The 21,078-nt window shown below is 62.8% G+C and carries 29 protein-coding genes, 1 tRNA gene and 1 pseudogene; 20 read left to right on the forward strand and 11 right to left on the reverse strand.

Features of this window, described 5'->3' with window-relative positions:
* Entirely contained in the window at window positions 1-855 is an 855-nt protein-coding gene (locus U1763_RS17335) for a pirin family protein (protein WP_332756170.1), read from the forward strand.
* Here U1763_RS17335 and U1763_RS17340 read toward each other — a convergent pair.
* Complete coding sequence (locus tag U1763_RS17340) at window positions 852-1,721, reverse strand: peptidylprolyl isomerase (protein WP_332756171.1); 870 nt, start codon at window positions 1,719-1,721, stop codon at window positions 852-854. The genes U1763_RS17335 and U1763_RS17340 overlap by 4 nt on opposite strands.
* Before the next feature lie 88 nt (window positions 1,722-1,809).
* On the opposite strand from U1763_RS17340, the gene U1763_RS17345 reads away from it, so the two are divergent.
* The 5 genes from U1763_RS17345 to U1763_RS17365 all read left to right on the forward strand — a co-directional run bounded on the left by U1763_RS17345 (window position 1,810) and on the right by U1763_RS17365 (window position 5,370).
* Window positions 1,810-1,900, forward strand: a tRNA-Ser gene (locus U1763_RS17345).
* Between the two features lie 164 nt (window positions 1,901-2,064).
* The gene (locus tag U1763_RS17350; RefSeq protein WP_332756172.1) at window positions 2,065-3,489 is read left to right on the forward strand and encodes a tyrosine-type recombinase/integrase; all 1,425 of its coding nucleotides are present in this window, start codon (window positions 2,065-2,067) and stop codon (window positions 3,487-3,489) included.
* Between the two features lie 73 nt (window positions 3,490-3,562).
* On the forward strand, window positions 3,563-4,348 hold the full coding sequence (locus U1763_RS17355; RefSeq protein ID WP_332756173.1) for a hypothetical protein: 786 nt from the start codon (window positions 3,563-3,565) through the stop codon (window positions 4,346-4,348).
* An 11-nt stretch (window positions 4,349-4,359) separates the two neighbouring features.
* Window positions 4,360-4,905 carry a hypothetical protein gene (locus U1763_RS17360; RefSeq protein ID WP_332756174.1) on the forward strand — a complete coding sequence of 182 codons (546 nt, stop codon included), beginning with the start codon at window positions 4,360-4,362 and terminating at the stop codon, window positions 4,903-4,905.
* Between the two features lie 18 nt (window positions 4,906-4,923).
* Complete coding sequence (locus U1763_RS17365) at window positions 4,924-5,370, forward strand: hypothetical protein (protein ID WP_332756175.1); 447 nt, start codon at window positions 4,924-4,926, stop codon at window positions 5,368-5,370.
* Between the two features lie 124 nt (window positions 5,371-5,494).
* Here the strand turns inward: U1763_RS17365 and U1763_RS17370 are convergent, their stop codons facing one another.
* Window positions 5,495-5,704 (reverse strand): helix-turn-helix transcriptional regulator, encoded by a 210-nt coding sequence (locus U1763_RS17370; protein WP_332756176.1) that lies wholly within the window; start codon window positions 5,702-5,704, stop codon window positions 5,495-5,497.
* Window positions 5,705-5,925: 221 nt separating this feature from the next.
* Between U1763_RS17370 and U1763_RS17375 the strand changes: the two genes are divergently transcribed.
* The gene (locus U1763_RS17375; protein ID WP_332756177.1) at window positions 5,926-6,177 is read left to right on the forward strand and encodes a hypothetical protein; all 252 of its coding nucleotides are present in this window, start codon (window positions 5,926-5,928) and stop codon (window positions 6,175-6,177) included.
* Between the two features lie 306 nt (window positions 6,178-6,483).
* Here U1763_RS17375 and U1763_RS17380 read toward each other — a convergent pair whose 3' ends face one another.
* From U1763_RS17380 to U1763_RS21115, 6 genes and pseudogenes are all read right to left on the reverse strand, one after another.
* Window positions 6,484-6,732 carry a hypothetical protein gene (locus tag U1763_RS17380; protein WP_332756178.1) on the reverse strand — a complete coding sequence of 83 codons (249 nt, stop codon included), beginning with the start codon at window positions 6,730-6,732 and terminating at the stop codon, window positions 6,484-6,486.
* Window positions 6,729-7,097, reverse strand: coding sequence for a hypothetical protein (locus U1763_RS17385; RefSeq protein WP_332756179.1), 369 nt, complete (start codon window positions 7,095-7,097; stop codon window positions 6,729-6,731). The genes U1763_RS17380 and U1763_RS17385 overlap by 4 nt, the downstream gene beginning before the upstream one ends.
* On the reverse strand, window positions 7,094-7,633 hold the full coding sequence (locus tag U1763_RS17390; RefSeq protein WP_332756180.1) for a hypothetical protein: 540 nt from the start codon (window positions 7,631-7,633) through the stop codon (window positions 7,094-7,096). Before U1763_RS17390 ends, U1763_RS17385 begins: the two co-directional genes overlap by 4 nt.
* Window positions 7,630-9,120: a hypothetical protein gene (locus U1763_RS17395; RefSeq protein ID WP_332756181.1), complete on the reverse strand. Its 1,491-nt coding sequence runs from the start codon at window positions 9,118-9,120 to the stop codon at window positions 7,630-7,632. Before U1763_RS17395 ends, U1763_RS17390 begins: the two co-directional genes overlap by 4 nt.
* Before the next feature lie 141 nt (window positions 9,121-9,261).
* The gene (locus U1763_RS17400) at window positions 9,262-9,750 is read right to left on the reverse strand and encodes a S24 family peptidase (RefSeq protein WP_332756182.1); all 489 of its coding nucleotides are present in this window, start codon (window positions 9,748-9,750) and stop codon (window positions 9,262-9,264) included.
* Window positions 9,751-9,927 (reverse strand): annotated as a pseudogene (locus tag U1763_RS21115) (helix-turn-helix domain-containing protein); the annotation flags it as partial.
* 44 nt (window positions 9,928-9,971) lie between these two features.
* Between U1763_RS21115 and U1763_RS21120 the strand changes: the two are divergent.
* Window positions 9,972-10,238, forward strand: coding sequence for a YdaS family helix-turn-helix protein (locus tag U1763_RS21120; RefSeq protein WP_443026933.1), 267 nt, complete (start codon window positions 9,972-9,974; stop codon window positions 10,236-10,238).
* 83 nt (window positions 10,239-10,321) lie between these two features.
* On the opposite strand, the gene U1763_RS17405 is transcribed toward U1763_RS21120, so the two are convergent.
* Complete coding sequence (locus U1763_RS17405) at window positions 10,322-10,582, reverse strand: hypothetical protein (protein WP_332756183.1); 261 nt, start codon at window positions 10,580-10,582, stop codon at window positions 10,322-10,324.
* Window positions 10,583-10,672: 90 nt separating this feature from the next.
* On the reverse strand, window positions 10,673-10,903 hold the full coding sequence (locus U1763_RS17410) for a hypothetical protein (RefSeq protein WP_332756184.1): 231 nt from the start codon (window positions 10,901-10,903) through the stop codon (window positions 10,673-10,675).
* Between the two features lie 20 nt (window positions 10,904-10,923).
* On the opposite strand from U1763_RS17410, the gene U1763_RS17415 reads away from it, so the two are divergent.
* The 4 genes from U1763_RS17415 to U1763_RS17430 are packed head-to-tail and all read left to right on the forward strand — an operon-like array spanning window position 10,924 to window position 14,688.
* Window positions 10,924-11,394: a hypothetical protein gene (locus U1763_RS17415; RefSeq protein ID WP_332756185.1), complete on the forward strand. Its 471-nt coding sequence runs from the start codon at window positions 10,924-10,926 to the stop codon at window positions 11,392-11,394.
* On the forward strand, window positions 11,391-12,386 hold the full coding sequence (locus U1763_RS17420) for a DUF7146 domain-containing protein (RefSeq protein ID WP_332756186.1): 996 nt from the start codon (window positions 11,391-11,393) through the stop codon (window positions 12,384-12,386). The genes U1763_RS17415 and U1763_RS17420 overlap by 4 nt, the downstream gene beginning before the upstream one ends.
* Window positions 12,383-13,807, forward strand: coding sequence for a replicative DNA helicase (locus U1763_RS17425; protein WP_332756187.1), 1,425 nt, complete (start codon window positions 12,383-12,385; stop codon window positions 13,805-13,807). Before U1763_RS17420 ends, U1763_RS17425 begins: the two co-directional genes overlap by 4 nt.
* A complete protein-coding gene (locus U1763_RS17430) occupies window positions 13,807-14,688 on the forward strand; it encodes a hypothetical protein (protein WP_332756188.1) in 882 nt (293 codons plus the stop codon). The genes U1763_RS17425 and U1763_RS17430 overlap by 1 nt, the downstream gene beginning before the upstream one ends.
* A 23-nt stretch (window positions 14,689-14,711) precedes the next feature.
* On the opposite strand, the gene U1763_RS17435 is transcribed toward U1763_RS17430, so the two are convergent.
* The gene (locus tag U1763_RS17435; RefSeq protein WP_332756189.1) at window positions 14,712-15,053 is read right to left on the reverse strand and encodes a hypothetical protein; all 342 of its coding nucleotides are present in this window, start codon (window positions 15,051-15,053) and stop codon (window positions 14,712-14,714) included.
* A 205-nt stretch (window positions 15,054-15,258) separates the two neighbouring features.
* Between U1763_RS17435 and nusG the strand changes: the two genes are divergently transcribed.
* The 8 genes from nusG to U1763_RS17475 all read left to right on the forward strand — a co-directional run bounded on the left by nusG (window position 15,259) and on the right by U1763_RS17475 (window position 21,076).
* Window positions 15,259-15,699 (forward strand): transcription termination/antitermination protein NusG, encoded by a 441-nt coding sequence (nusG, locus tag U1763_RS17440; RefSeq protein ID WP_332756190.1) that lies wholly within the window; start codon window positions 15,259-15,261, stop codon window positions 15,697-15,699.
* 236 nt (window positions 15,700-15,935) lie between these two features.
* Entirely contained in the window at window positions 15,936-16,586 is a 651-nt protein-coding gene (locus U1763_RS17445; protein ID WP_332756191.1) for a hypothetical protein, read from the forward strand.
* Between the two features lie 183 nt (window positions 16,587-16,769).
* Window positions 16,770-17,387, forward strand: a complete 618-nt coding sequence (locus U1763_RS17450) for a hypothetical protein (RefSeq protein WP_332756192.1) — start codon at window positions 16,770-16,772, stop codon at window positions 17,385-17,387.
* Window positions 17,388-17,421: 34 nt separating this feature from the next.
* On the forward strand, window positions 17,422-19,494 hold the full coding sequence (locus U1763_RS17455; protein WP_332756193.1) for a phage terminase large subunit family protein: 2,073 nt from the start codon (window positions 17,422-17,424) through the stop codon (window positions 19,492-19,494).
* Window positions 19,495-19,496: 2 nt separating this feature from the next.
* Window positions 19,497-19,721 (forward strand): hypothetical protein, encoded by a 225-nt coding sequence (locus tag U1763_RS17460; protein WP_332756194.1) that lies wholly within the window; start codon window positions 19,497-19,499, stop codon window positions 19,719-19,721.
* 2 nt (window positions 19,722-19,723) lie between these two features.
* Window positions 19,724-20,341 carry a phage portal protein gene (locus U1763_RS17465; protein ID WP_332756195.1) on the forward strand — a complete coding sequence of 206 codons (618 nt, stop codon included), beginning with the start codon at window positions 19,724-19,726 and terminating at the stop codon, window positions 20,339-20,341.
* Window positions 20,313-20,660, forward strand: coding sequence for a hypothetical protein (locus U1763_RS17470; RefSeq protein ID WP_332756196.1), 348 nt, complete (start codon window positions 20,313-20,315; stop codon window positions 20,658-20,660). The genes U1763_RS17465 and U1763_RS17470 overlap by 29 nt, the downstream gene beginning before the upstream one ends.
* A complete protein-coding gene (locus U1763_RS17475) occupies window positions 20,657-21,076 on the forward strand; it encodes a DUF6950 family protein (protein ID WP_332756197.1) in 420 nt (139 codons plus the stop codon). The genes U1763_RS17470 and U1763_RS17475 overlap by 4 nt, the downstream gene beginning before the upstream one ends.
* Window positions 21,077-21,078: the final 2 nt, after the last annotated feature.

Consider the following 21,078-nt stretch of genomic DNA (forward strand, 5'->3'; position numbering starts at 1 on the left):
ATGCGCCACGTTCTCAACCAGTATCCCGCCCAGCGCGACGACATCGCCGACCTGGTGACCCGACGCCCGCTGCCGGGGCCCGGCCTGTCGCAGGTCGATCCGTTCCTGTTCCTCAACCATCACGGTCCGCAGACCTATCGCCCCGGCAACAACGGCCTCCCGTTCGGCCCGCATCCGCACTGCGGGTTCGAGACGGTCAGCTTCATCCTCGAAGGCGAGATGGCGCATCTCGACAGCGGTGGCCACGAAAGCGTCATCCGCGCGGGCGGCGTCCAGTGGATGACCGCAGGCTCGGGCCTGATCCACGCCGAAATCTCACCCGCCTCGTTCAAGCGCGACGGCGGTCCGCTGGAGATCCTGCAACTCTGGGTCAACCTCCCCGGCCGGCTCAAAATGGCCAAGCCCGCCTATACCGGCCTCCAGCGCGAGGACATTCCCGCCATCCCGGTCGAAGGTGGCACCGTGAACCTGATCTCGGGCAGCTTCGGCGATGATCGCGGCCCGATCGAATCACTGACCGGTGTGGCGATGATGACCGTCGAACTCGAAGCCGGCGCCAAGATCGACCTGCCAGCCCCCAGTGGTCGCGCGGTCTTCTTCTACGTCGTCGCCGGCGCGCCCTCGGCGAACGGCACACCGATCAAGCCGCATCATCTCGCCACGTTCGGCAGCGATGGCGACACGATCACCGTCGAAACCGAAACTCCCGCGACGATCCTCTACGGCCACGCCGACCCGATCGGCGAGCCCGTTGTCTCACACGGCCCGTTCGTCATGAACACGCGCGAAGAGATCGTGCAGGCGATCGAAGACTATAACGCAGGCCTGTTCGGCAAGCCGCCCGTCATCCGCTAGGGCGCTTTACGCACCGGTGGCAGCGCGGCGCAGATGTCCGCGCCGCCCGCCGGTACCGTGAAGAACGGCCCCGCCCGATTCTCCCGCGACGCGATCCAGACGGTAAACCGCACATTGTCCGCCCCGCGATACTGGAAATGCGGGCGCTCGGCGGCGGGCAGGTCGCTTGCAAGGCGAGCGGACACGATCGGGCTACGCTCCCCCTCGGTCTTGTAGAACCCCAGGTCTCCCGTCCCGCGCGGCAGCGACGACAGCCACTCGACCCCGTCGATCACGCGTCCGACCACCGCGATGTTCCGGTCGAGCGCACGCGGCGAATGCCCGATCACGGTATACAGCTCCGCGCCACTCCCCGTGCTCGGCGCCAGATCACGCGCGACGCCCACCATCCCATAGCAATGCGGCACCCACTCGGTGGCACCGTTGCCCGCCAGCGGCCACCCGTCGCGGCTATACCCCGCCCATTCGGCATAGGGATCGCGCTGCGCCAACCGCGCCACGGTGGTCGGCCCGGCGTGCGAGTATTCCGCCGGCGGATTGGCAACGACGCCAGCGACAAGCGGCTTCTTCTCGGTCGCATCGCCCCATTGCGCGACGTAATTATCCTGCACCCGGTAGACGCTGGTCCCCGCATCCCACCAATGCGCGGCGGCGAGCCGGCGGATGTTGGCGACGTGAACGGGCGCGTATCGCGGCGCCAGCCGCACCGTGAAGCGATGCCCGTTGGCCAGCGTAAACACGAGTAGTTCGTCGTCCGGCACCGCCTTCCAGTCAGCCGGCAACGGATCCGAGGGAAGTGTCGCGGCGGCCGGGGCTGGTGCAGCAACGGCCTGCGCGAGCGCGGCGGCAAGAAGGAGATTCAACATCCCCGAAGACTGCCCGAGTGCATCACCGCACGCAATCGCTTGCGCACACGCGAAACCCGCACTAGCAGACCCCCTTCCAGAGCAATGCGGAGCGGTGGCCGAGTGGTCGAAGGCGCTCGCCTGGAAAGTGAGTATACGTCAAAAGCGTATCGTGGGTTCGAATCCCACCCGCTCCGCCAACACTCCATATTTTGCTGTTCTTTGCCGGCCTCCGGGGCCAGTTTTTGGCAGATTTGCGCCGTTTTTGGGTGATTGGTTGTTCGCTGCTGTGCGCTAGCGTCCGCACATCGGTATGGCACCTCGTATGGTATGAACTTCGCAATGTATGGTATGGTTCGCCATCATGCTCAACGATGCCAAGGTCAAAGCCGCGAAGGCGAGGGACACCGCTTACAAGCTGGGCGATTCCGGACAGCTTTATCTCTACGTCACGCCAGCCGGCGGCCGTCATTGGCGGATGAATTATTCGTACGGCGAGCCGACCAAGCCCGGCGGTCGCATGCCCCAGAAGACGCTGTCGCTCGGCTCATACCCTGCGCTGACCCTCAACGATGCCAGGCGGAAGCGCGACGAGGCTAAGGCCATGCTCGCAGACGGACGAGATCCTGCCCTCGAGCGCAAGATCAGCGCTAAGGCTCGTGCGTTTGCTGACGGCAACACGTTCGAGATTGTGGCGCGCCGCTGGCATACGCTGCGCAAGCCTAACTGGTCGACCGTCCACGCGGCCGACGTAATCGAAAGCCTGGAGAAAGACATCTTTCCCGCGATCGGCGACCTGCCCATTCGGCTGGTCCTTGCGCCGAAGCTGCTTGAGGTGCTGAACAAGGTCGAGCACCGCGGCGCGATCGAAACGGCTCACCACCTCCGCCAGCGGGTATCGTCTATCTATGTGTACGGTATCGCGGCCGGTCTCTGCGATACCGACCCAGCGGCAAGCTTGGGCAAGGCGCTGAAGAAGAAACCCCGCGCGACGAAGCAGCCCTCGATAATCGATGGCATTGAGGAACAGGACGAGCGGATCGCCGCTGTCCGCTCTGTGCTGGTGGACTGTGATAACGAGCGCTGCCGTGCGCTGACAAAGTTCGCGCTCCGATTCCTGGCGTTGACGGCGGTCCGGCCGAACGAGGTTCACGGAGCTCGCTGGGACGAGATTGAGGGCATCGACTGGGCAAAGCCTAACGCTCCCGCGCCGGCGGCCCTCTGGCGGATCGCTGCGGCGCGCATGAAGGGCGACGAGGATCGTAAGGCGGACAAGGCTGGCGACCATCTCGTCCCGCTCGCGCCCGAAGCGGTCGACCTGTTGCGCGTGGTTCGGCGGCTGTCGGGCGACCTGCCGATCATCTTCCCCGGCGAGCGTCATGCGCACCGGCCGATGTCAGAGAACACGCTGAACGCGCTGCTCAAGCGGGCAGGGTACCATGCTCGCCACGTGCCCCACGGCTTCCGTGCAGCGTTCTCGACAGTGATGAATGAGCGCGCCGATCGCGAGTGGCGCGAGGCGGGGCACAAGGGCGCGTCGCCGGATCGCGCGATTATTGATCTCATGCTCGCGCACGTTCCGAAGGATAAGGTCGAGGGCGCCTATAACCGGGCTGCCTACATGCCCCGGCGGCGCGAGCTGGCGTGCGAGTGGGCGGAGATTATCGCGGCCGACCTCAGCGCCCCCGAGGCGCATCTCGGCCAGCCGATCCGGTGGGCTGACACGTCGCCGAAGGGGCGACGCCGAGATCGTCTTGACGCGATCGATCAGATCGGAACGGCGGAGTAATGCGTGGGAGCAAGGACTCTGTTAACGGTTTGATTGGCACTGGTGTGCAATTGACACCGCCCACCGGTTGAATATGAAAGAAGCGATGGCAGAGCTATCCGCAGAAAAGGCCCCAGTAGTCCAGCTGCTGCTGACAGCCTCGTTCTCCCCATCGCTCGATTTTTTATCGATCATCGACCTCGCCGACTTGTACGCACTATTCCGCGAAGATTACCCTGTGTTTCGGCAGATTAGCCGCGCAGCCCCTATGACAGCTGACCCGTTTCAAGTTCGAGTCGAGAGTATTCAAGTTGGGGCTCTGCCCCGACTTTCATTTACCGCTGCCGATCCTTCACGGCACATGATGTTCCAAAGCGACCGATTTTCGTTTGGCTGGGCAAGGGTCTCAGACCTTAGCGAGCCCTCGGATTATCCGGGCTTTGATGCATTATATGCGCTTTTCCGTGAGTATCTCGAGCGTGTGCAGGGTTGGGTATTGGCCCGCGGCATTGAGATTTCCCCTCAGGTTGGTGAAATCGTTTACACCGATGCCTTCATGGTCGGGGAAAATGGTATCGTGGCAGGGGCGCCAGCGGCTGATATTTTCACTATCATCAATCCAGAGATACGATTTCCTGTCACCAGCATCGATTGCACATGGGTCGAACCGCTAACGGGCGGCATCGGTGGGTTTGTGCGATCGACCGCGTCGGGGCCGGCGTTATCACCGTCAGGATCGCACATGATGACGCTCGAGACGACGGCAAACTTTGATTTGTCGGGAGGATGGGCCGTCGTGGATCAGGGGTTCGACGTTGCCCACCGGGCGGGCCTCGAAATATTTAAGAGGGTCGTAAATCCCCTCGCGCTGGCTAAATAACGATTATGCACATGCAGTCTCTTTACCGCACGGCGAACGTGATTGGGTTTGCGGCTCTGTCTGCCACGCCTGCAGGGGCGCACGAGAACTCCATAAGGCTCGCACCTTGGGAGCCTGCGGAATGCGTCCAGACACCGCACAACTCGCTGCGCCCGATCGATCCTCGGGTTGTGGTCGGTCTTCAACCGTCGACCCGCCAAGATCTTCGCGAGCAGTTCTCGAAAATACGGGCCCTGCGGGATGGCTGGGACGGTCACGATTCGGCGGCGCCATCTGGCAACCTGATCGCAAAGTCTGCCAGCATTCTTGCGCACAGCCTGCGTGATTTGGATGGCGTGGCGACGCCGACCGTCGTGCCGATTGCCGATGGCAGCCTTCAAGCTGAATGGTATTCACCAGAGTATCGGTTCGAAATGTATTTTTATTCGGACGACACCTACTCGGCGTGGATGCACAATCGCCTAACTGGGCTGGAACTTGAAGCTGATGGCAGCCAAGCTGTCCAGCTACTCGTCCAGTGGGCTGCCCTAGTGAATGATCGGCATTTGAGCGCCTGACGGAACATGCCGGCTGCTTTGATCACGGTTCTGCAGCCGCAACTCCGTGCCTTGCGCGAGGTTCAGGCGCCTCAGCAGATTAGCGCGGCGGCGGACAGGACGAACGGCTATCGTGTCTCCTCCGCAGCATTCAAGCCAGGTCGCGACGGAACCGTTTCTGTCGACTTGGAGGAATCTCTGCTTCGGTCAGGTTTGACGGCCACTGGACGCTACCCCGCCATGGACCGAGCGGTCGCATTGGTCGCCCACCGAATTCAAGCCGTTGTTGACCAGGGCATGACCGTTGCTCACGCCCCGATTGAGGGTAACGAACATCACGCGGAGATCAGGATGGGAGCATTGTCCCGTAAGGCGATCGAGCGAGCAGCGCGAGCGCTTGCCGATGCGTGCGAGTTTCTCGAGCAGTTCAACGTCGCGGAAATCGAACGGATTTCGGCTGCTGCGAAGCCCGGCGCGGCTGCTTGATATGCGCGCCGTCTGTTGCCGGGGTGATCACGGCCTGATTGCTCCGTCCACTTCGATCGGCATCACGACTTCATTGTAGCCTTGCGCGGTCCAGAGGGCTGCAACGGCGTATGGCTCTTCGGTTTCACGCCGCCCGCGCTTCCTTAATCCGCTCTACCCACGCGAGAACCTCAGCCTCACTCCACCGCGATCCCGTACCGCCAGGCTTATACGGCGCCGGGAAGTCGCTTTCGCGGATCAGCTTGTAGATCCGGGTGCGCTTGAGGCCGACGATGTTCTCGACGACCTCGAGCATGATCAGGCGATCGTAGTTGGCCGGCATAGGGTTAGCCATTTGCGGTCTCCACAGCCGGCATCTCGCGCCTTGTGTAAGCTGATATGGGTATGGCTAGCGGGCTCATCCGGCAGGACCGATTGATAGCTGGCCGACTGCGACATCGTAGCAAACAGATTGCTCGCCGCCGCGCGGACGGAACTGAAAAAAGCAGGAAGACCATATTGACCCTGCCGGTCCCGAAATGAGACAGGCTACGGCATGGGTGGGATCTCCGATTTATGATCAAAGATGACGGAAGTTTTGAACTAGAATTCATTGACGATAGCGCGCCCGAGGTTTTTCTACCGATCGTGACGCTCATCCGTGGTCGTTTTTCCAATGCAGCGGCACGGCATTTCGCCGCGCTCATGCGCAACAGTTCTGCTGACCAAGTGGAGGTCTCGCTGCGCAGGGCCGTGTTGATACGGCAGCGAATCGCCGGCCCCAAGGCTAAAGAGATTGTTGTGACCATGTCGGACTTCAAAAAGTAGCGGGCCGTCATTTGGCGATCCGTCGAAACGGTGTGACGTTTGCGGCAGATTGTTGCGCGTGCTCGCCACCATCTGGTCCGCCGCCACTGACTAATAGCGCGACCCACTCGCCGCAGCTGCGGCTCTCGTGGGTCACGGGAAACAGCGACACTGGGAATGGTGCGTTACCCTGGACGACGCTTGGTGCTCGGCGCTCGCACGTTCCCTCGTCGGCAGCGGCCGACGGATCGCGCTGGGCATTGGCAAGCCTCGGTCCCATGCGACGCCAGTGGCGGCACGACGCGCACGAGTTCGCCGATCGGTTCGTCAGCATGTCGGAACCCTCCCATCCCATCGGCCGCACTCGCTTTCCTGGTGCGTGACCGGGAAGGCGCTGGCGACGTAGATATCGCGCTCGATGTCGTCGTACTCGGCGAGCGGCACGCTTAGGCCCGGCAGCATCCGCGCGAGCAATGTCTCGCTGATGCGCGGCGGGTTATACCGGCAGTCGCCGAACTTCTTCGAGATGTCGCTGTCGGCGTAGCGATCCCAGAACCGGCAGGATGCGCAAGTCATGCTACCATCTCCATCTTGCGAGTCATCAGCCGCTCGAGACGCTCGAAATAGTCGAGCCGGCTCTGCGTGCTGTCGTCGTAAAGCCAGAGGCTTCCGTCGCGCTGGTTCCACCAGACGTCCTTCAGCGCGGACGGATCGCGGCTGAAGTACACGGCATGCCTTAGCGCGGTCTTGTCGTAATTGACGAAGCCGTCCTGCCGGCGAAACCCAAGCGGCACGTAGTCACGGTTGAGCGGCAGATATGCGTGCTTGCGACCGGCAACGCCGATGCGCTGGTACAGGTAGGGCATCCAGATCTTGAAGAACGTCGGCGTGTGCGACATCCCATGCCCGCCCGTCAGAGCCGACGCTTGATCGGGCGTCACGAGTTTGCCTCCTCAGCCCGAGCAGCAGCCCGCGCTTTACGTTCGGTCTCGTAGTTGCGCTGGCGACGGGTCTCGCGCTCGATGACCATGGCGACGCTCACGAAGTCCTCGGACTCTGCGTCGTACCCGAACTGATGGATCGCGCCGTTGGGCATCTCCAGGTATTCGGGATACCAGTTGGTTGAGCTGGCAGGATTGAACCCGCGACTAACACCCGCGGGCGTGACCGGGCGGACCTGGCCGTCGACGCACAACGCCCATGCAATGATCGGCGCCTTGTCTACGATCGGCTTCTCGTCCTCAGATAGCCCGCCGAACACGGTGATAAGGCGGGTCCCGGGTTCTGCCGGCATGAGTTGAACAGGTCGCGCCTGCAGGTCCGCATAGTCACATGAGAACAGCTTCACTGGTTCCCCACCTGAATGAAGCTGCAGGAGGTAGTGCTCTGCATGCCTGGGCGTCTGGTAGCGATGCTGGACGGCCTTGATGTCCGACAGTGTACAGATGTCGCCACAGGACTCTACGAGGCCGATCATGCTCCCTGCTCCGCGAGGCTGACACCGGCGATGCGCGCGAGGTCCTCGATCGCCGACCACAGCATTTGATCGTTACCTCCGGCATTGGCCAATCCGGCGCGGAACTCGGCATGCGTCGGGTCGAGAACCGCGCGATCGGACCAAGCTTCACCGCTGATGTGCTGAAAGGTCACCCGGAGACGAGCGAGAACGCCCTCAAGGGTCGTTGCTCGATTCTTCCAGACCGCCTCCTCAAGCTGTTGCACCGCAGCGTCCTTGGCGTCGTCGCGCTCGTCGTTGTGTGCGCCCTGAACGAACCAGTCGGCTGCGCTTGCCCGCAAGCCAGCGTACGCCGCAAGCAGCGCTCCGTCCGTCTGCAGATAGGTGCCATGCCGCCCGAAGCGGCGTGCGTCGAACATCATCTGCTCGAGGATCTCGTTGCGAGACGTCAGATCACTGTCGCGGTCTTCGACAAACAGCTTGAGCTTGATTGCCAGTTCCGCCGCGCTTGGTGCCGGTATGAGGTATAGCCTGACCTTCGCATCGTGCAGCTGATCCCACAGCCCGTCGCAGTGCGCTTCGATCTCCGTGTAATCGACTGCGTCGCACTCGGCCTGCGCGCCCGCATCACTCGTGAAGTCGTAGTCTGTCGGCCACTTATCCCTGACCGCCTTGAAGCGCGCGTCAGCGGGCAGCACGACGTCCTTGTGATACCCATCGGCTTGCGCTTTGATCTCGTAGTAGCTGTCGTACGCCCGCTGCCATTGAATAAGCGGGCCGCGCATGAAAGGATCGTAGCCGTCCATCACCACGGGCTTGAGTGCCGCGTTCTGCGGATCGTCCTCGCCGCGCGCAAAGCTGAAAGCGCTGGTGATCGCGCCGCCGATCGGGACAGAGAACGAAGATTTCGAGCTTGAAAGCGCCCACGCCCGTTTGCTCAACTGTTCGAATGCGTCGGCGATCGGCGACAGCGACGCGAGGTCATCACCCAAGCCCTTGGAGAGAACCTCAAGCGGGTAGACGTGTTCCGAGGTTTCGACCTCGAACGGGCCGAAACACGAACAGTCACCTGCCTCCAGGCCCGTAAGCAACGCCCGGAACATCATGTCGTGCGCGTTCTCGGCCGGGACGGTGGCCACGGCTCGGAGAGCGTCTCCGCTCGCGCGGCAGCGCACCTCGCCTTCCTCGTCACTCCCATAGAAGGACGATAGGTGCGCCGCGGTCTCGCCCCACCGGAGGAACGCTGTGTACATGTGCGGGGAGAGCAACTCGCGCGCAGTTTCGATCAGCGAACAGGTCATGCTCTGAATCAGCTCGACGTCCGCTGCGACTCCCTGGTCCCAAACCAGGTCACCTAGCGCGCCGTCGCGGATGTCCGCTGGCAGCTTCGCCATCGCGTCGTGAATCGCGGTGGTTGCCTCACCTGCGATAAAGGCGACGCGGATGTTCGGGCGTGGAGCCGGTGCCGGAGTGTATGTAAAATCGATGTGTTTGAGCTGCGTTGCCACGTGCGTTCTCCTGCGAGGACGCAGGAGTGCGGCAGAGGCTTCCTATAGGAGCGTGCTGTACCGACCTGCGACAGCGTCTTCGGCCCGGGGGCGATCGGCTGGTTGCTCGGGAGTACGACGAAGCGCATAGCTTGTCCATATCTAACTATGCGTTAGCCGACGCCCCTGCCATATGACTTTTCCGATTAGCCCAATTTCATCCGTTGCCACCTCGACTACGGGCGTAGTTGGGTTATCCCCAGAAATTTGTAGAGTGCCAGTAGGTCGCCTTTGTATCCGCTGAATTAAATATTTATCTCCGTAATAGAATAACCATACAGACCCATTATCATTATCAAAATGCTCGGACACTGAAACCAGTACATCATCTCCAATCATGATTGTAGGCGCCATTACGCTAGAAGCTACTTTATACATTAGGTAGCTTCCATCTTTTCCCGCAGTGATGGCATTGTACCAAGATTTACCGAGTAAAACGCGTCTATGCGGAATGGGAGTATTATCCGGACCAGACAAAACCTCCAGCTCACGATCGAAGTAGGAAATAGTAATCGGCTGAAGATCTTCATCGTGATCGTCTAAAACGAACTCGCGATATTTATGGTCTGATAGGCCTTCTAACCAATCCACTCGTACTCCAAGAGCTTCAGCAATATTACGAATTGACCGCGGCTGTTTTGTAGATCCATTTAATATTTGCTGGATTGCAGCGGGGCTTACCCCCGCATGAGCCGCTAGCGATGCCTGGGAAAGCCCCAGGGATTGCATCTCGTCACGGAGCCTATCTCTATCTATCATGCCTCGCATAGCTTTCTATGGACAATTTGATTTTGTCGTTGGTATAGGAACCTATGCACCAGCATCGTTCATCGCAGCAAACAGATCCGCATCTCGCGTTACTCGCCGCTATTTCGCTCGCCGGCAGTCAGGGCCGGCTTGCTGAGATCTGCGGCTGCACGCCTCCCAACATATGGCAATTGGTCCGACGGGGCAGCGCACTACCCGGTCGATTTGTGTTGGCGGTTGAGAAGGGCACTGGCTTGTCTCGCCATGTCTTACGGCCCGATCTGTATCCGATCGAGCACACATTATGTTCCATGACGACCATTGCCGCATGACCCGGCCTCTGCCTTCGGAGGGCAGCGCCCTCTTATGTGCGCCGGAGCAGAAAGCGTCGGCGTTCTACCTTAGGGCTATAAGCTCACTCCTGCGTCGGCGCTGTCCAATCGAACCCCCTTCGGATTGCTGCCGAGATGTCGCGCTTGATGCTTCGTTCGGCGTCGGTGCCCAAGCGGCCAATGTCGTCGACCATGATGTCGCGAATCCGCCCGGCGGCAGCAGCGGGCAGCACGCCAGCTTGGACGAGCTCCAGGCACAGCGCGATGATGCCCGCGGCCGCAGCCCCTCCGGCAAGGGCAACGGCTTGCACGCCAAGGCTAACATCGGTGTTCGGGTTGGGCACGACTCGGTCCTCCGATCTTGTCTGGTACACGCGGAGGCTACTCTGCCGCCTGCGAACGGCAACCCACTCGGGGCCGTCGTGATCCTGCCCTCAATCATTGATCGGCACCGTCCCGCGCACGACCTCGATGATGTCGTTCAGCACCCGCGCCGGCGTGCCGTGGATCGTCATCCAGTTCAGATGATCCAGCTCGTCGAGAAAGCCGTGCACGACGTCGTTCCCGAGATCAGCGTTGCGCATGGCGTCCGTGACCGCTGCGATCAGATTGGCAATCGCGATGACCGTCAGGTCGATCCGTTGCCGCGCTTTCCTGTCTTTCACCATGCAGAGGCATTTGCCGCATGAACGCACCGTACATCCACGGACGCCGTCGTACGTTCTCCGCGTCAGCCGCGGTCGATACGCAGAACGCCGTTATCACGTCGATCAAGACCGACGACGGCGCAACCTGGGGCGATATGGGTCGCGTGTTGGGCAAGTCGGAGGACCGGGCGGCGGCGTATGCCAACACCGCGTCACCGATTGACCTGCCGACGTTTCTTGCCGGTTGCCACGAGTGGGGAGGGCGGTTCGCGGATCCGTTACTCGCGCTGGTCGGCGGCCGCTGGGCGGATGCCGGATCGGTATGCGCTGGCGACGATCCTGCATCCGTGACGCTCGCGACGCTGCTGCCGTCGATCATTCGCGCCGAACTGGACGGCGAAACGACGGTCGAGGAGGTCGCGCCACACGAGGCGCTGATCCGACGCGCGCATGCGATCACATGCCATTGGCTCGAGATGATCGCAGCCGAGAAGGGCAGGGGGCAATGAGCCGTTCCACTGGACGCGCCGAGCGTGACGCCGCTTTCCGCCAGGCGGTCGACGAGGCCAAGCAGCGGTATAACATCAGCGACGTTGTCGCCCGCACTCGCAAGGTGGTCCGCGCCGGCAAGAACGAGAAACGCGCCCTATGCGCCTTTCACAACGAGCGCACGCCATCGATGCAGCTGAACGATGCCAAGGGCACATATCACTGCTTCGGCTGCAACGCGTCGGGCGACATCGTGAAGTACGTGATGAAGACCGAAAACATCGGTTTCCTCGACGCGATGAAGTGGTTGGGTGCCGCCAGTCTGCCCGGTGTGGATCCGGCGCAGCGGGCTAAGGCGGCGGCGGAAGACGAAGGTGACCGGCAGCGCGCCATCGATCGCGCGCAGTCGGTTTGGGATAGCGCGGTGCCTGCCCCAGGCACGCCTGCAGAGGTTTACCTGCGCGGCCGCGGCATCGTCATGCCGATCCCGCACACGATCCGGTTCGCGAGGACGCCTGCCTGGTACGATGACGATACGGGCCAGTGCGGCCCTGATCTACCAGCGCTAGTCGGAGCGGTGGTCGACGGCGACGACCGCCTCATCGGTCTGCAGCGCATCTTCCTCGCCGACGGTGGGAAACAGAAGGCGCGCATGGAGAAGCCCAAGCGAAGCCTGGGCCGGATCAAGGGTGGCGCACTGCGCATCAATTCGGACGCCGACAGCGTCGGCGACGAGCTGATCGTGACCGAGGGCCCTGAGGATGGACTTTCGCTAGCGCAGGAACTCGGTGCCGAGGTCTGGGTGACGCTGGGCACCGCAATGATGCCGTACATTGAATACCCGCGCCGCATCGTCTCGATCGTGATCGCTGGGCAGAACGATGCAGCCGGTCGCGCCGCTGTCGAGAAGGTCGAGGAGGAGCTGATCGAGCAAGGCTATTCGACCCGGATCATGTGGCCGGCGGAGGGATTCAAGGACTGGAACGACCAGCTCCGGGGCATCAGGGCATGAGCGGCGCGTTCGAAGAGCAGTTCGCCACAGCCGAGACCGCCAGCCCGCTTCACAACGTCGAAGCTGAGATCGGCTTTCTCGGCGACTTGCTGGCGAACAACCGGCTGATCGACGAGGTCGCCGATCGCTGCCGGCCCGCCGACTTCTCGGTCCCATTGTACGGTCGCATCTACGGCAAGATGATCGAGCAGTCGGCGTCCGGCGCGGTCGACGTGGTGACGCTGGCACCGCACTTCGCCGAGGATGGTGAATGGCCCCGCGCCTACTCGGTGCTCGCTGCCGCCAATCTCAATGCGGGCCCAAAGGCGCGAACCAAGGCGTACTTCGACCAGATCACGATGCTGTCGAGCCGGCGGCGGATGGTCGCGGGCTTGAAGGACGTCGTCGCATCAGCGCGCAACCTATCGGTGACGCGCGAGGAGCTCGTCGCGGATGCTGACGAGGCCGTCGCCGAACTGGCGGAGCAGGTCGTCACCGCACAGGCGTCTGTCGGAGAGTATGCGCAGGCCGTCATCGACAGCTTCGGCAAACCGATCATCGGCGTCCGCTGCGGCACCATCAACTCGCTCGACGGCGCGATCGGCGTGCTGCGCCCGTCGAACCTGGTCGTCGTCGGTGGCCGTCCCGGCATGGGCAAGACATCCCTCGTCACGTCATACTCGATCGGCGCGGCCGGAATGGGACACGGCGTCCTGATCTTCTCGCTCGAGATGAGCGCGGACGAACTCACGCGCCGCATGCTTGCCGATATGACCTTCTCGCCCCGCGGAGGCGTCCCCTACGAACACGTCCGCGACGGCACGGTTCGCCCGCACGAGATGGACGCGATGATCGCGGCCAAGGCGCGGTTCGACGACCTGCCGATCGAGATCAACGAAACGTCGGGCCTGACGCTGGCCAAGCTGATCCGCCAGGCGCGCAGCCATAAGCGCCGCCTCGCCGCCAAGGGGGAGAAGCTCGAGCTGGTCGTCGTCGATTACCTCCAGCTGATGGCTCACAGCCGCAAGGGCATGTCGCCGTACGAGCATGCGAGCGAGGTCAGCGTCGGGCTCAAGCAGTTCGCCAAGTCCGAAGGCCTCGTCGTGATGGCGGTGGCGCAGCTCAGCCGCGACGTCGAGAAGCGTCCGGACAAGCGGCCGATGCCGTCCGACCTGCGTGACAGCGGTCAGATCGAGCAGGACGCTGACGTGATCCTCTTCGTCTACCGGGAGGAGGAATACCTGAAGAAGCAGGAACCCGACGACCAGTTCGGCGCCAAATACGAGGCGTGGCGGACCGACATGGAAGCCGTGCGCAACAAGGTCGAGTTCCTCGTGCCCAAGCGCCGTAGCGGCCCCTCCGGCAAGGCGCTCGGCTGGTTCTTCGGCGCAAACTCAGCCGTCCGCGGCAGCGATTTCTACAGTTCCAGGGAAGGTGCATAATGGCGCGTATTCGATCGATCCATCCCGGCCTCTGGACCGACGAGACCTATGTCTCGCTGTCGCCATTCGCGCGGCTTATGTTCCTCGGCATCTGGAACGAATGCGACGACATGGGCTCGTTCGAGTGGTCGCCGGTCAAGCTCAAGATGCGGCTGTTGCCGGCGGACAGCGTCGATGCCGTCGCGCTGCTGAACGAGCTGGCTGAAGCACGCTGCATCATGTCGTACGAGGCTGGCGGCAAACGCTACGGCGCCGTGCGCAACTTCTGCCAGTACCAGCGCCCGAAGAAGCCCAACTCGACCTACCCGCAGACGGAAGCGGTTCGGAACTGGGTGAACATCGAGGCCCGTTCAACACGCGACGGTGGGGAACTCGACACCCCTCCAGCTACGCCCAGTGGGGAACTTACCCCACCTTCAGCCAAGGCGAGTGGGGAACCAAAGGGCCGTAAAGGGGGTGCTAGTGGGGAAGCGGTGGGGAACCAGTTACCCACCGGTGGGGAAAAGTCCCGCCAGAGGAAGGAGGGAGGAGATAGTTCAGTAGATAAATCTACTGACGCTGTCGCGTCGTCGAGCGATCCGAAAAAAGCTCTGTTCGACGCTGGCGTGGCGTTGCTGGGGGCAGGGGGGCTGGCGGCCAAGTCGGCGCGGGCCCTGATTGCCAAGTGGTACCACGCTCACGGCGAGCAGGCGACCAACGCAGCGTTGCTCAGTGCCGCCGGCCGAGCTGAGCCGGTGTCGTGGATCGAGGCCCGGTTGCGGACGGCAGTCGCGGCGCAGGATGAGGCCCGGGAGGCCAGTCGGTCAACCGCCGAACGGTACCGGCGGATGGCGATACCCGGACCGCCGGCCGAGCAGCGGAAGCTGGAGGAGCACGCGTGATCGCTGCGTGCTCCCCGCCCTGGTCATTCCTCGGGACCGCTCCGCGACGTGTCGAGATCGATGTCCTCCCCCGCGTTGCCGCCTCCAGCACCCGATCCGCTGCCGTGAACTTCGCCGGTTTTGTTATCGATGTAGGCACGCTTGCCGGCTTCCGGCGGGATGTCGCGACCGTCGGCAGGCTCGTCGGCTCCGGCGTCGTGAGCGCCGTCCCGATTCTGCAGGTGGCGCTCGGCGGCATGGTCGGCGCTGTCGTACTCGTCTCCGGAGTAGCCTTCGCCTTTGCCAAAACCGTCTGCAGTTCGATCCGCATCTCCGGACTTGATGCTGACGTTGTCGACGGGCTCAGGCGCGTTCTTGTCGGTCATATCGATCTCCATGGTTCGAGACCCGTCAACGCACGACACGCGGCAAATCGGCATTCGAGCGAAGCATCCCATTACATTTTCGAACATAGGCAGGGCTGAGGTTATGGGCCGCGGAAACGATTGGTGCATTCTTCGAACCGGCGCGTCGCGTACGCTGCCGCTAGTAGGTTCGCTTCAGGCAGCCGGCTTCGACGTATGGAGTCCAGTGCAGACACTGACCCGTCGCCGCGGTCGCACCCGAGAGCGGGTCGAATATGCCGCTCCGATCATGCCGACGTTCGTTTTTGCCCGCGCAGATAGGCGGGACGACCTGGCACGCCTTGCCGCTCTGCCCTTCTCTGAGCATCCCGGGTTCTCGGTGTTCCGATACCTCGGCGCCATCCCGACAATCGGTGATGCAGAGATCGCCGAAGCCAGGCGCATCGAAGAGCGGGGGAAGCGCGCCGCCAAGATGGGGCAGCGTCAGGCGTTCACGATCGGTCAGCCCGTCAAGGTCAAAGAGGGGCCTGGCGCTGGGCTGTCAGGTGAGGTGGTGAAAGATGGTGACGGCAAGTTTGTGCTCGTCGCCTTTGCCGGCATCAACATGAAGATCGGGGCTTGGCTACTTGGAACGGATGAGGTACATAGCTCGCCAATCGCCGCATAAGCGGACCGTGACGAGCGCAGTGGCAAGCCACCCTCGTCCTTCACCCGGGAGCAGTGCTCCGGGCAACTGTCCTGCGGTATGGCAAGCTTGTTTCCGTCACCTCTTCGTGCTTTCGAGTAGCTTTGTTTGTGCGGTCTAGATGGCCGTTCCATGCGGTATCGTCTTGGTCTGGTGTGATAGTCCTCGTAATCGTCGCGATCACGGCTTAGCCTTCGATCAGTCGTCGAAGGGGTTTTATGAGCGCGGTCTACCCGATCCCACCATTGATGCAGGAGCGCGGCTTCAGCATTGAGCTTGGTCGTTTTCGTTTCGAGGCGTGGGATCGACGGGTAGTCCAGCGGCACACCGGCGATTGCAACTCCTACGCTGCCAAGCCGCTGATCAGCTGGCGCCTGGGAGCATCTGCTGCAGTCTGTATGTTCGTGGTGGTATCGATCGGCTTAGCCACCCAGCATGCTAGCGCCCGTTCGGTATACTCGGTCGTTGTACCGGTCCCGGACGCCGTACCCAAGGCGCGCGCGGTCACCAGCGCCAAGCCCGAAGTACACCGCGCATCGCTGATCCGCCCCCCGCTGGCGAGGGTGACCTCTCAAACTGTATCCCTGCCTGCTCCGGGTCTGATTGCCCCAACCTCGGCGCACCGTGACGTTGCGCAACCCGCGCAAAGGGGGGACGTGGCGAAGGCAGTGCAGCTGGCAATGGCAACCGGCGAAGTGCAGGAGTGGGGTGATCTCGCAACTGGCGCGCATGGTTTTGTAGTAGCTGGCGCCGCAGAAGATACCGGTCGGGGACAGTGCCGAAATCTATCGATCCTTACCCGCAGGGAAGGCGAGCCTGACACTGTTAAGCCGCAGCGGATTTGCGAGCCGGCATCCGCCTCCAAGTAAACAGACGACTGACGCTAACCCTCTAACCTGACCCGGTTTGCGCGCACGATTATTGCGCTACCGCGCACGATCACGAAAGGGCCGGGGTGGCCCTTTGGGTCCTTCCTGGCATCCTGGGTAATACGGGGGGCAAAGGCGTGAACGATCCCCAGCTACAGATCGTCAAAGGGGTCCGCACCTAAAATGTCCGCACCCTCCGACACCGTAAGCATTCGCGAGTTTGCCCGCATCGATGGGTGCAGCGACAAGCTGGTTCGGCGGGCAATAAGTGAAGGAAAACTGCGGGTTTCAGCTGATGGCAAGCTCGATCGTGCGCTTGCTGGAACCGGCTGGCGCCGGACAAACCGGCGGGCCGCGGAAGGTGCGGACACTGTGCAAATGTCCGCACCTTCTGTCCGCACTTCCAAGCGCGGCACAAAAGTGTCCGCACCCGAGGACCCCGCGCCTGATCCGCTCCGTCTCGACGACGAGGACTTCATCGCCGAGGTGCTCGCCGGCAGGTTCGCCCTCACCGGCGAAGCCGAGCGGGTAAAGGAAAACGGCCTTGCCGCCCGAAGCCTGCTGGCAGCCCGACGCGAGGCCGGCGACGTCGTCGATCTCGAAGTCGCCGAGACCCTGCTGTTCAACATGGCGCGGTCGGTGCGAGATGCCTGGCTCAACTGGCCGTCGCGCGTCTCGCCGCTGATCGCTGCATCACTGGGGATCTCTGTCGAGCCGCTGCTGGAGGCGCTGAACGACCATGTCCAGCAGCACCTCGCGTCTCTCGGCGAGCCGGAAGCCGACTTCGCAAACGCCGAGTAAGGACGAACGGCTAGAACGATCGTGGCGCCGGGGCATGACGCCCCCGCCATGGATCAGCGTTCCCGAATGGGCCGACCGGTTTCGCAAGCTGGCCCCGGAGGCGGGATCGACGTCAGGCGACTGGTCGACCCGAACCGTAGAGATCGCGCGCGGGCCGATGCTCGCGGTGACCGAGCTCGGTGTCGAGACGATCACGGCGATGGTCTGCACCCAGTTGATGAAGACCGCGCTCATCGAGAACGCGGTCGGATTCTTCGTGCACCTTGATCCTGCCCCAATGCTGATCGTGCAGCCGAAGGAGGCCGCTGCCGAGCAGTTTTCGAAGGAGCGCATCACGCCGCTCATTCGTGCCACGCCGGTCCTGCGCAAGCTGATCGGGACGAAGAAGACCCGGTCCGCTGAAGAGACGCTGCTCTACAAGGCGTTTCCCGGCGGCTTCCTCGCCCTCGCGGGCGCAGGCAGCCCGGACAATCTGGCTCGTCGCCCGGTCAAGCGCGTATTCTGCGACGAGACGGACAAATACCCGATTACCCGCGAGGGCGATCCGATCGGTCTCGCCGACGAGCGCATGGCAACCTACGTCGGGTCGCTGTCTGTGCGGGCGTGCTCTCCGACTATCGAGGGCGAGAGCCTGATCGAAAGCAGTTACCTGGAGGGCGATCAGCGTCAGGCGTCAGTTGCATGCCCGGAATGCGGGCACCGCAACTTCCTCGATTTCTTCAAGCACATCGATTGGAACAAGGACTATGACGATGACGGCAACGTCACCGCGCATTATCCCCGGACTGCTCATGTGCTGTGCGAAGCCTGCGGGTGCGGGTGGAACGAAGGGCAGCGGCTCACCGCGCTCGGCACGATCCGCTGGCATCAGACAAAACGCTACCGCTGCTGCGGCAAGCACGTCGATCCGCTCTCGCAATATGCCGAGGTCTGGAAAGCTGATCCTGCTTCTGACGCGGTTGCGCTGACGTGGGACTGGTGGGAAGGGCCGCGTCATGCCGTGTACCGGGCACGCTGCCCGGACTGCGGCAGCTGGCCAGTGTCGAACGAGCATGCCAGCTTTACCGCGGGCAAGGTGTTCAGCCCCTGGCCGAACGACGCGCCGCCCAAGATCGCGGCGAAGTGGCTGGCGAGCAAGAACGATCCCGACAAGCGGGTGAAGTTCGACAACACCCAGCTGGGCAAGCCGCATAAGCGTTCATCGTCGAAGGAGGTTGTCGCCGAGCTTCTGGCTGCCCGCGCGGAGAACTGGGCAGCCGAGGTACCCGACGGTGTAGGCGTCATCACGGTCGGCGGCGATACCCAGGACGATCGCGTAGAGCTCGAGTTCGTCGGCTGGGGTGCCAACGAGGAAAGCTGGTCGCTGCTCTACGTCGTTGTCGAGGGCGATACGTCGAAGAAGGCGACGTGGGACGAAGTTGATCGTCAGCTGCTGCGAACGTTCAAACGCGCGGACGGGCGGGAGTTCGCAGTCGACGCGACGTGCATTGATTCTGGCGGTCACCGCGCCAAGGAAGTCTACGAGTTTTCCAAGGCCCGTCTCGGCCGTAAGGTTTGGGCGACCAAGGGCGCATCGGATCGAACGGGTAAGCGATCGCCGCTATGGCCGACCGTCAAGCCGAGCAACCGGACCCGGACAACGTTCAAGCCGATCATCATCGGCGTTAATTCGGCTAAAGACACGCTGCGCGCCCGGCTTACTTTTACCGATCCCGGGCCGGGCTACATGCACTTCAGCACCAAGCGCGAACTGGCTTGGTACGAGCAGCTGACCGCGGAACGCCTCGTCCCGAAAGTTGCGAGCGGGCGTGTCTACCAGGTCTGGGACTGCCCCAAGGGCAAGGCAAACGAGGCAACCGACTGTCGCGTCAATGCCATGGCGGCGCTGGCCGGCCTTCTCCAGCTGGGGATGAGGCTGAACATGGTCGTTGCCGCGGCCTCGACCGATCCTGAAATCGCCCAGGCGGTTGCGAAGCAAAAAGCCGAAGACCGCGCCGCAAAGCCGAAGCCGGAATGGCTCTCGACTAGCGCCGATCAAACTCGCGAGCCGACACCGAAGGCCAAGCGGGCGAAAACGAACCCGTTCACCAGCAACCGAAGGAGGTAGGCATGGCATATCAGCAATCCGACCTCGATAAGCTGCACCAGTCGTTGCTGGCGGTCGCCATGGGCGCGCAGAAAGTGCGTTTCGCTGACGGTCGCGAAACGACCTTCCAGTCCGTCGAGGCCGTCACGGCGGCGATCGCAGTAGTCGATGCGCAGATCAAGATGCAGGCCAGCGCGAAAAGCGGTGTGATGCGTCGTCGCGTTCCTTACTATCGTAGCGGGCTCTGACCTTGTCCGATCGCACCTTGATCGACCGGCTATTTCGCCGGCAGTCGCAGCAGGCCACGCCCCCCGCCCTGGCAGCGCCGAAACAGCGCATTGCTCGCGGTCGAGGCGCGCGCGCTGAATATGACGGGGCAACCTTCGGTCGCCGTTCGGCGGGCTGGCGGCGTACGCAGCGAGACGCGAACGGCGAGCTTTCGCCAGCAGTCACTGCGGCGCTTCGGGGAATTGCCCGAGATCTCGTGCGCAACAACCCGTTCGCCGCGCGCGGCGTCGCCACGATCGCTAACAACCTCGTCGGCACCGGCATCACGTTCCAGGTCTACCGCAACGGCGTCATCGACGACCGGCTGAACAAGATCGCTCGCCAGCACTTCGATACCAAGTCCTGCGACGCCAGCGGGCGTCATGATTTGTACGGCCTTCAGCTTCAGGCGGCGCGTACGATCGTCGAGAGCGGTGCGGTCGTGTTGCGGCGTCGGTGGCGGCGTCTGTCCGATCGCCTGCCCCTTCCATTCCAGATGCAGGTGCTCGACCTTCGTGCCGCCCAGCGCGGTGGCCGCAGCGGAACTCACCGCTGCAACCGCGCAGGGCGGCTTGGTCAATGGCTGGCTGGCGGTAATTGATCGCGTGACCGGCCTGCCCCTGCCCGAACCGATCCAGCTGTTCGCTGGGGAACTCGATGTCCCGCGCCTGCGCGTTGGCAGAGGCACACGCTCCGTCGAATGGCGGTGCACCTCTGCGCTCGAGCCGTTTCACGATCAGGAGATCGGTGCCCGCCTGTCGGATTCCTGGCATCAGCTGGTCGCGCCTGGTGAGCTTGGTCTCGCGAACATGACCGGCATCGAGCGCACCAGCTACTGGGGCGTTGAGAAGCCTCTTTCGGCGGTCAGCGTCATCACCGGCACCACGCGCGCGGCATTCCTGGGAGCCATGGGTCTATGATCGAGATGATCCGGCGGCAGCAGGCCGCGCAAGCCGCGGTTGACCGATTCAAGGGCGAGCCATGGGAACTGGGTAAGAACGACTGTGTGCGGATGGCCGCGTTCGTGCTGCGTAAGATGGGACATCGTCCGCAGCTGGGGAAAGCCGGATCGTACAAGACTGGCGCGGGTTCGCTGCTCGCTTTGAAACGGGCCGGTTACGACACGCTCGCTGGTGCTTTGGACGGCTTGGGGCTCGAGCGGGTCGCGCCAGCCGCGGCGCGGGTCGCGGATATCGTCATGATCCCTGGGGAGGGTCCCCTCGACGGCGCGCTGACGATCGCCGTCGGCAACGGTCGCGTGCTCGGCTATCACGAGGATCTCGTTGGCGCGGACATCCTGCAGCCGGTTCAGTTCATCGCGGCCTGGCGTCTCTAGGG

This window comes from Sphingomonas sorbitolis (assembly GCF_036663875.1).
Taxonomy (GTDB): domain Bacteria; phylum Pseudomonadota; class Alphaproteobacteria; order Sphingomonadales; family Sphingomonadaceae; genus Sphingomonas.

Bases quoted from the DNA above. Each gene is read 5' to 3' on its own strand.
- U1763_RS17335 (WP_332756170.1), top strand. From the start codon at position 1: ATGCGCCACGTTCTCAACCAGTATCCCGCCCAGCGCGACGACATCGCC.
- U1763_RS17340 (WP_332756171.1), bottom strand. From the start codon at position 1,721: ATGTTGAATCTCCTTCTTGCCGCCGCGCTCGCGCAGGCCGTTGCTGCA.
- U1763_RS17350 (WP_332756172.1), top strand. From the start codon at position 2,065: ATGCTCAACGATGCCAAGGTCAAAGCCGCGAAGGCGAGGGACACCGCT.
- U1763_RS17355 (WP_332756173.1), top strand. From the start codon at position 3,563: ATGAAAGAAGCGATGGCAGAGCTATCCGCAGAAAAGGCCCCAGTAGTC.
- U1763_RS17360 (WP_332756174.1), top strand. From the start codon at position 4,360: ATGCAGTCTCTTTACCGCACGGCGAACGTGATTGGGTTTGCGGCTCTG.
- U1763_RS17370 (WP_332756176.1), bottom strand. From the start codon at position 5,704: ATGGCTAACCCTATGCCGGCCAACTACGATCGCCTGATCATGCTCGAG.
- U1763_RS17375 (WP_332756177.1), top strand. From the start codon at position 5,926: ATGATCAAAGATGACGGAAGTTTTGAACTAGAATTCATTGACGATAGC.
- U1763_RS17380 (WP_332756178.1), bottom strand. From the start codon at position 6,732: ATGACTTGCGCATCCTGCCGGTTCTGGGATCGCTACGCCGACAGCGAC.
- U1763_RS17390 (WP_332756180.1), bottom strand. From the start codon at position 7,633: ATGATCGGCCTCGTAGAGTCCTGTGGCGACATCTGTACACTGTCGGAC.
- U1763_RS21120 (WP_443026933.1), top strand. From the start codon at position 9,972: ATGCACCAGCATCGTTCATCGCAGCAAACAGATCCGCATCTCGCGTTA.
- U1763_RS17415 (WP_332756185.1), top strand. From the start codon at position 10,924: ATGAACGCACCGTACATCCACGGACGCCGTCGTACGTTCTCCGCGTCA.
- U1763_RS17420 (WP_332756186.1), top strand. From the start codon at position 11,391: ATGAGCCGTTCCACTGGACGCGCCGAGCGTGACGCCGCTTTCCGCCAG.
- U1763_RS17425 (WP_332756187.1), top strand. From the start codon at position 12,383: ATGAGCGGCGCGTTCGAAGAGCAGTTCGCCACAGCCGAGACCGCCAGC.
- U1763_RS17430 (WP_332756188.1), top strand. From the start codon at position 13,807: ATGGCGCGTATTCGATCGATCCATCCCGGCCTCTGGACCGACGAGACC.
- U1763_RS17435 (WP_332756189.1), bottom strand. From the start codon at position 15,053: ATGACCGACAAGAACGCGCCTGAGCCCGTCGACAACGTCAGCATCAAG.
- U1763_RS17445 (WP_332756191.1), top strand. From the start codon at position 15,936: ATGAGCGCGGTCTACCCGATCCCACCATTGATGCAGGAGCGCGGCTTC.
- U1763_RS17450 (WP_332756192.1), top strand. From the start codon at position 16,770: ATGTCCGCACCCTCCGACACCGTAAGCATTCGCGAGTTTGCCCGCATC.
- U1763_RS17455 (WP_332756193.1), top strand. From the start codon at position 17,422: ATGACGCCCCCGCCATGGATCAGCGTTCCCGAATGGGCCGACCGGTTT.
- U1763_RS17460 (WP_332756194.1), top strand. From the start codon at position 19,497: ATGGCATATCAGCAATCCGACCTCGATAAGCTGCACCAGTCGTTGCTG.
- U1763_RS17475 (WP_332756197.1), top strand. From the start codon at position 20,657: ATGATCGAGATGATCCGGCGGCAGCAGGCCGCGCAAGCCGCGGTTGAC.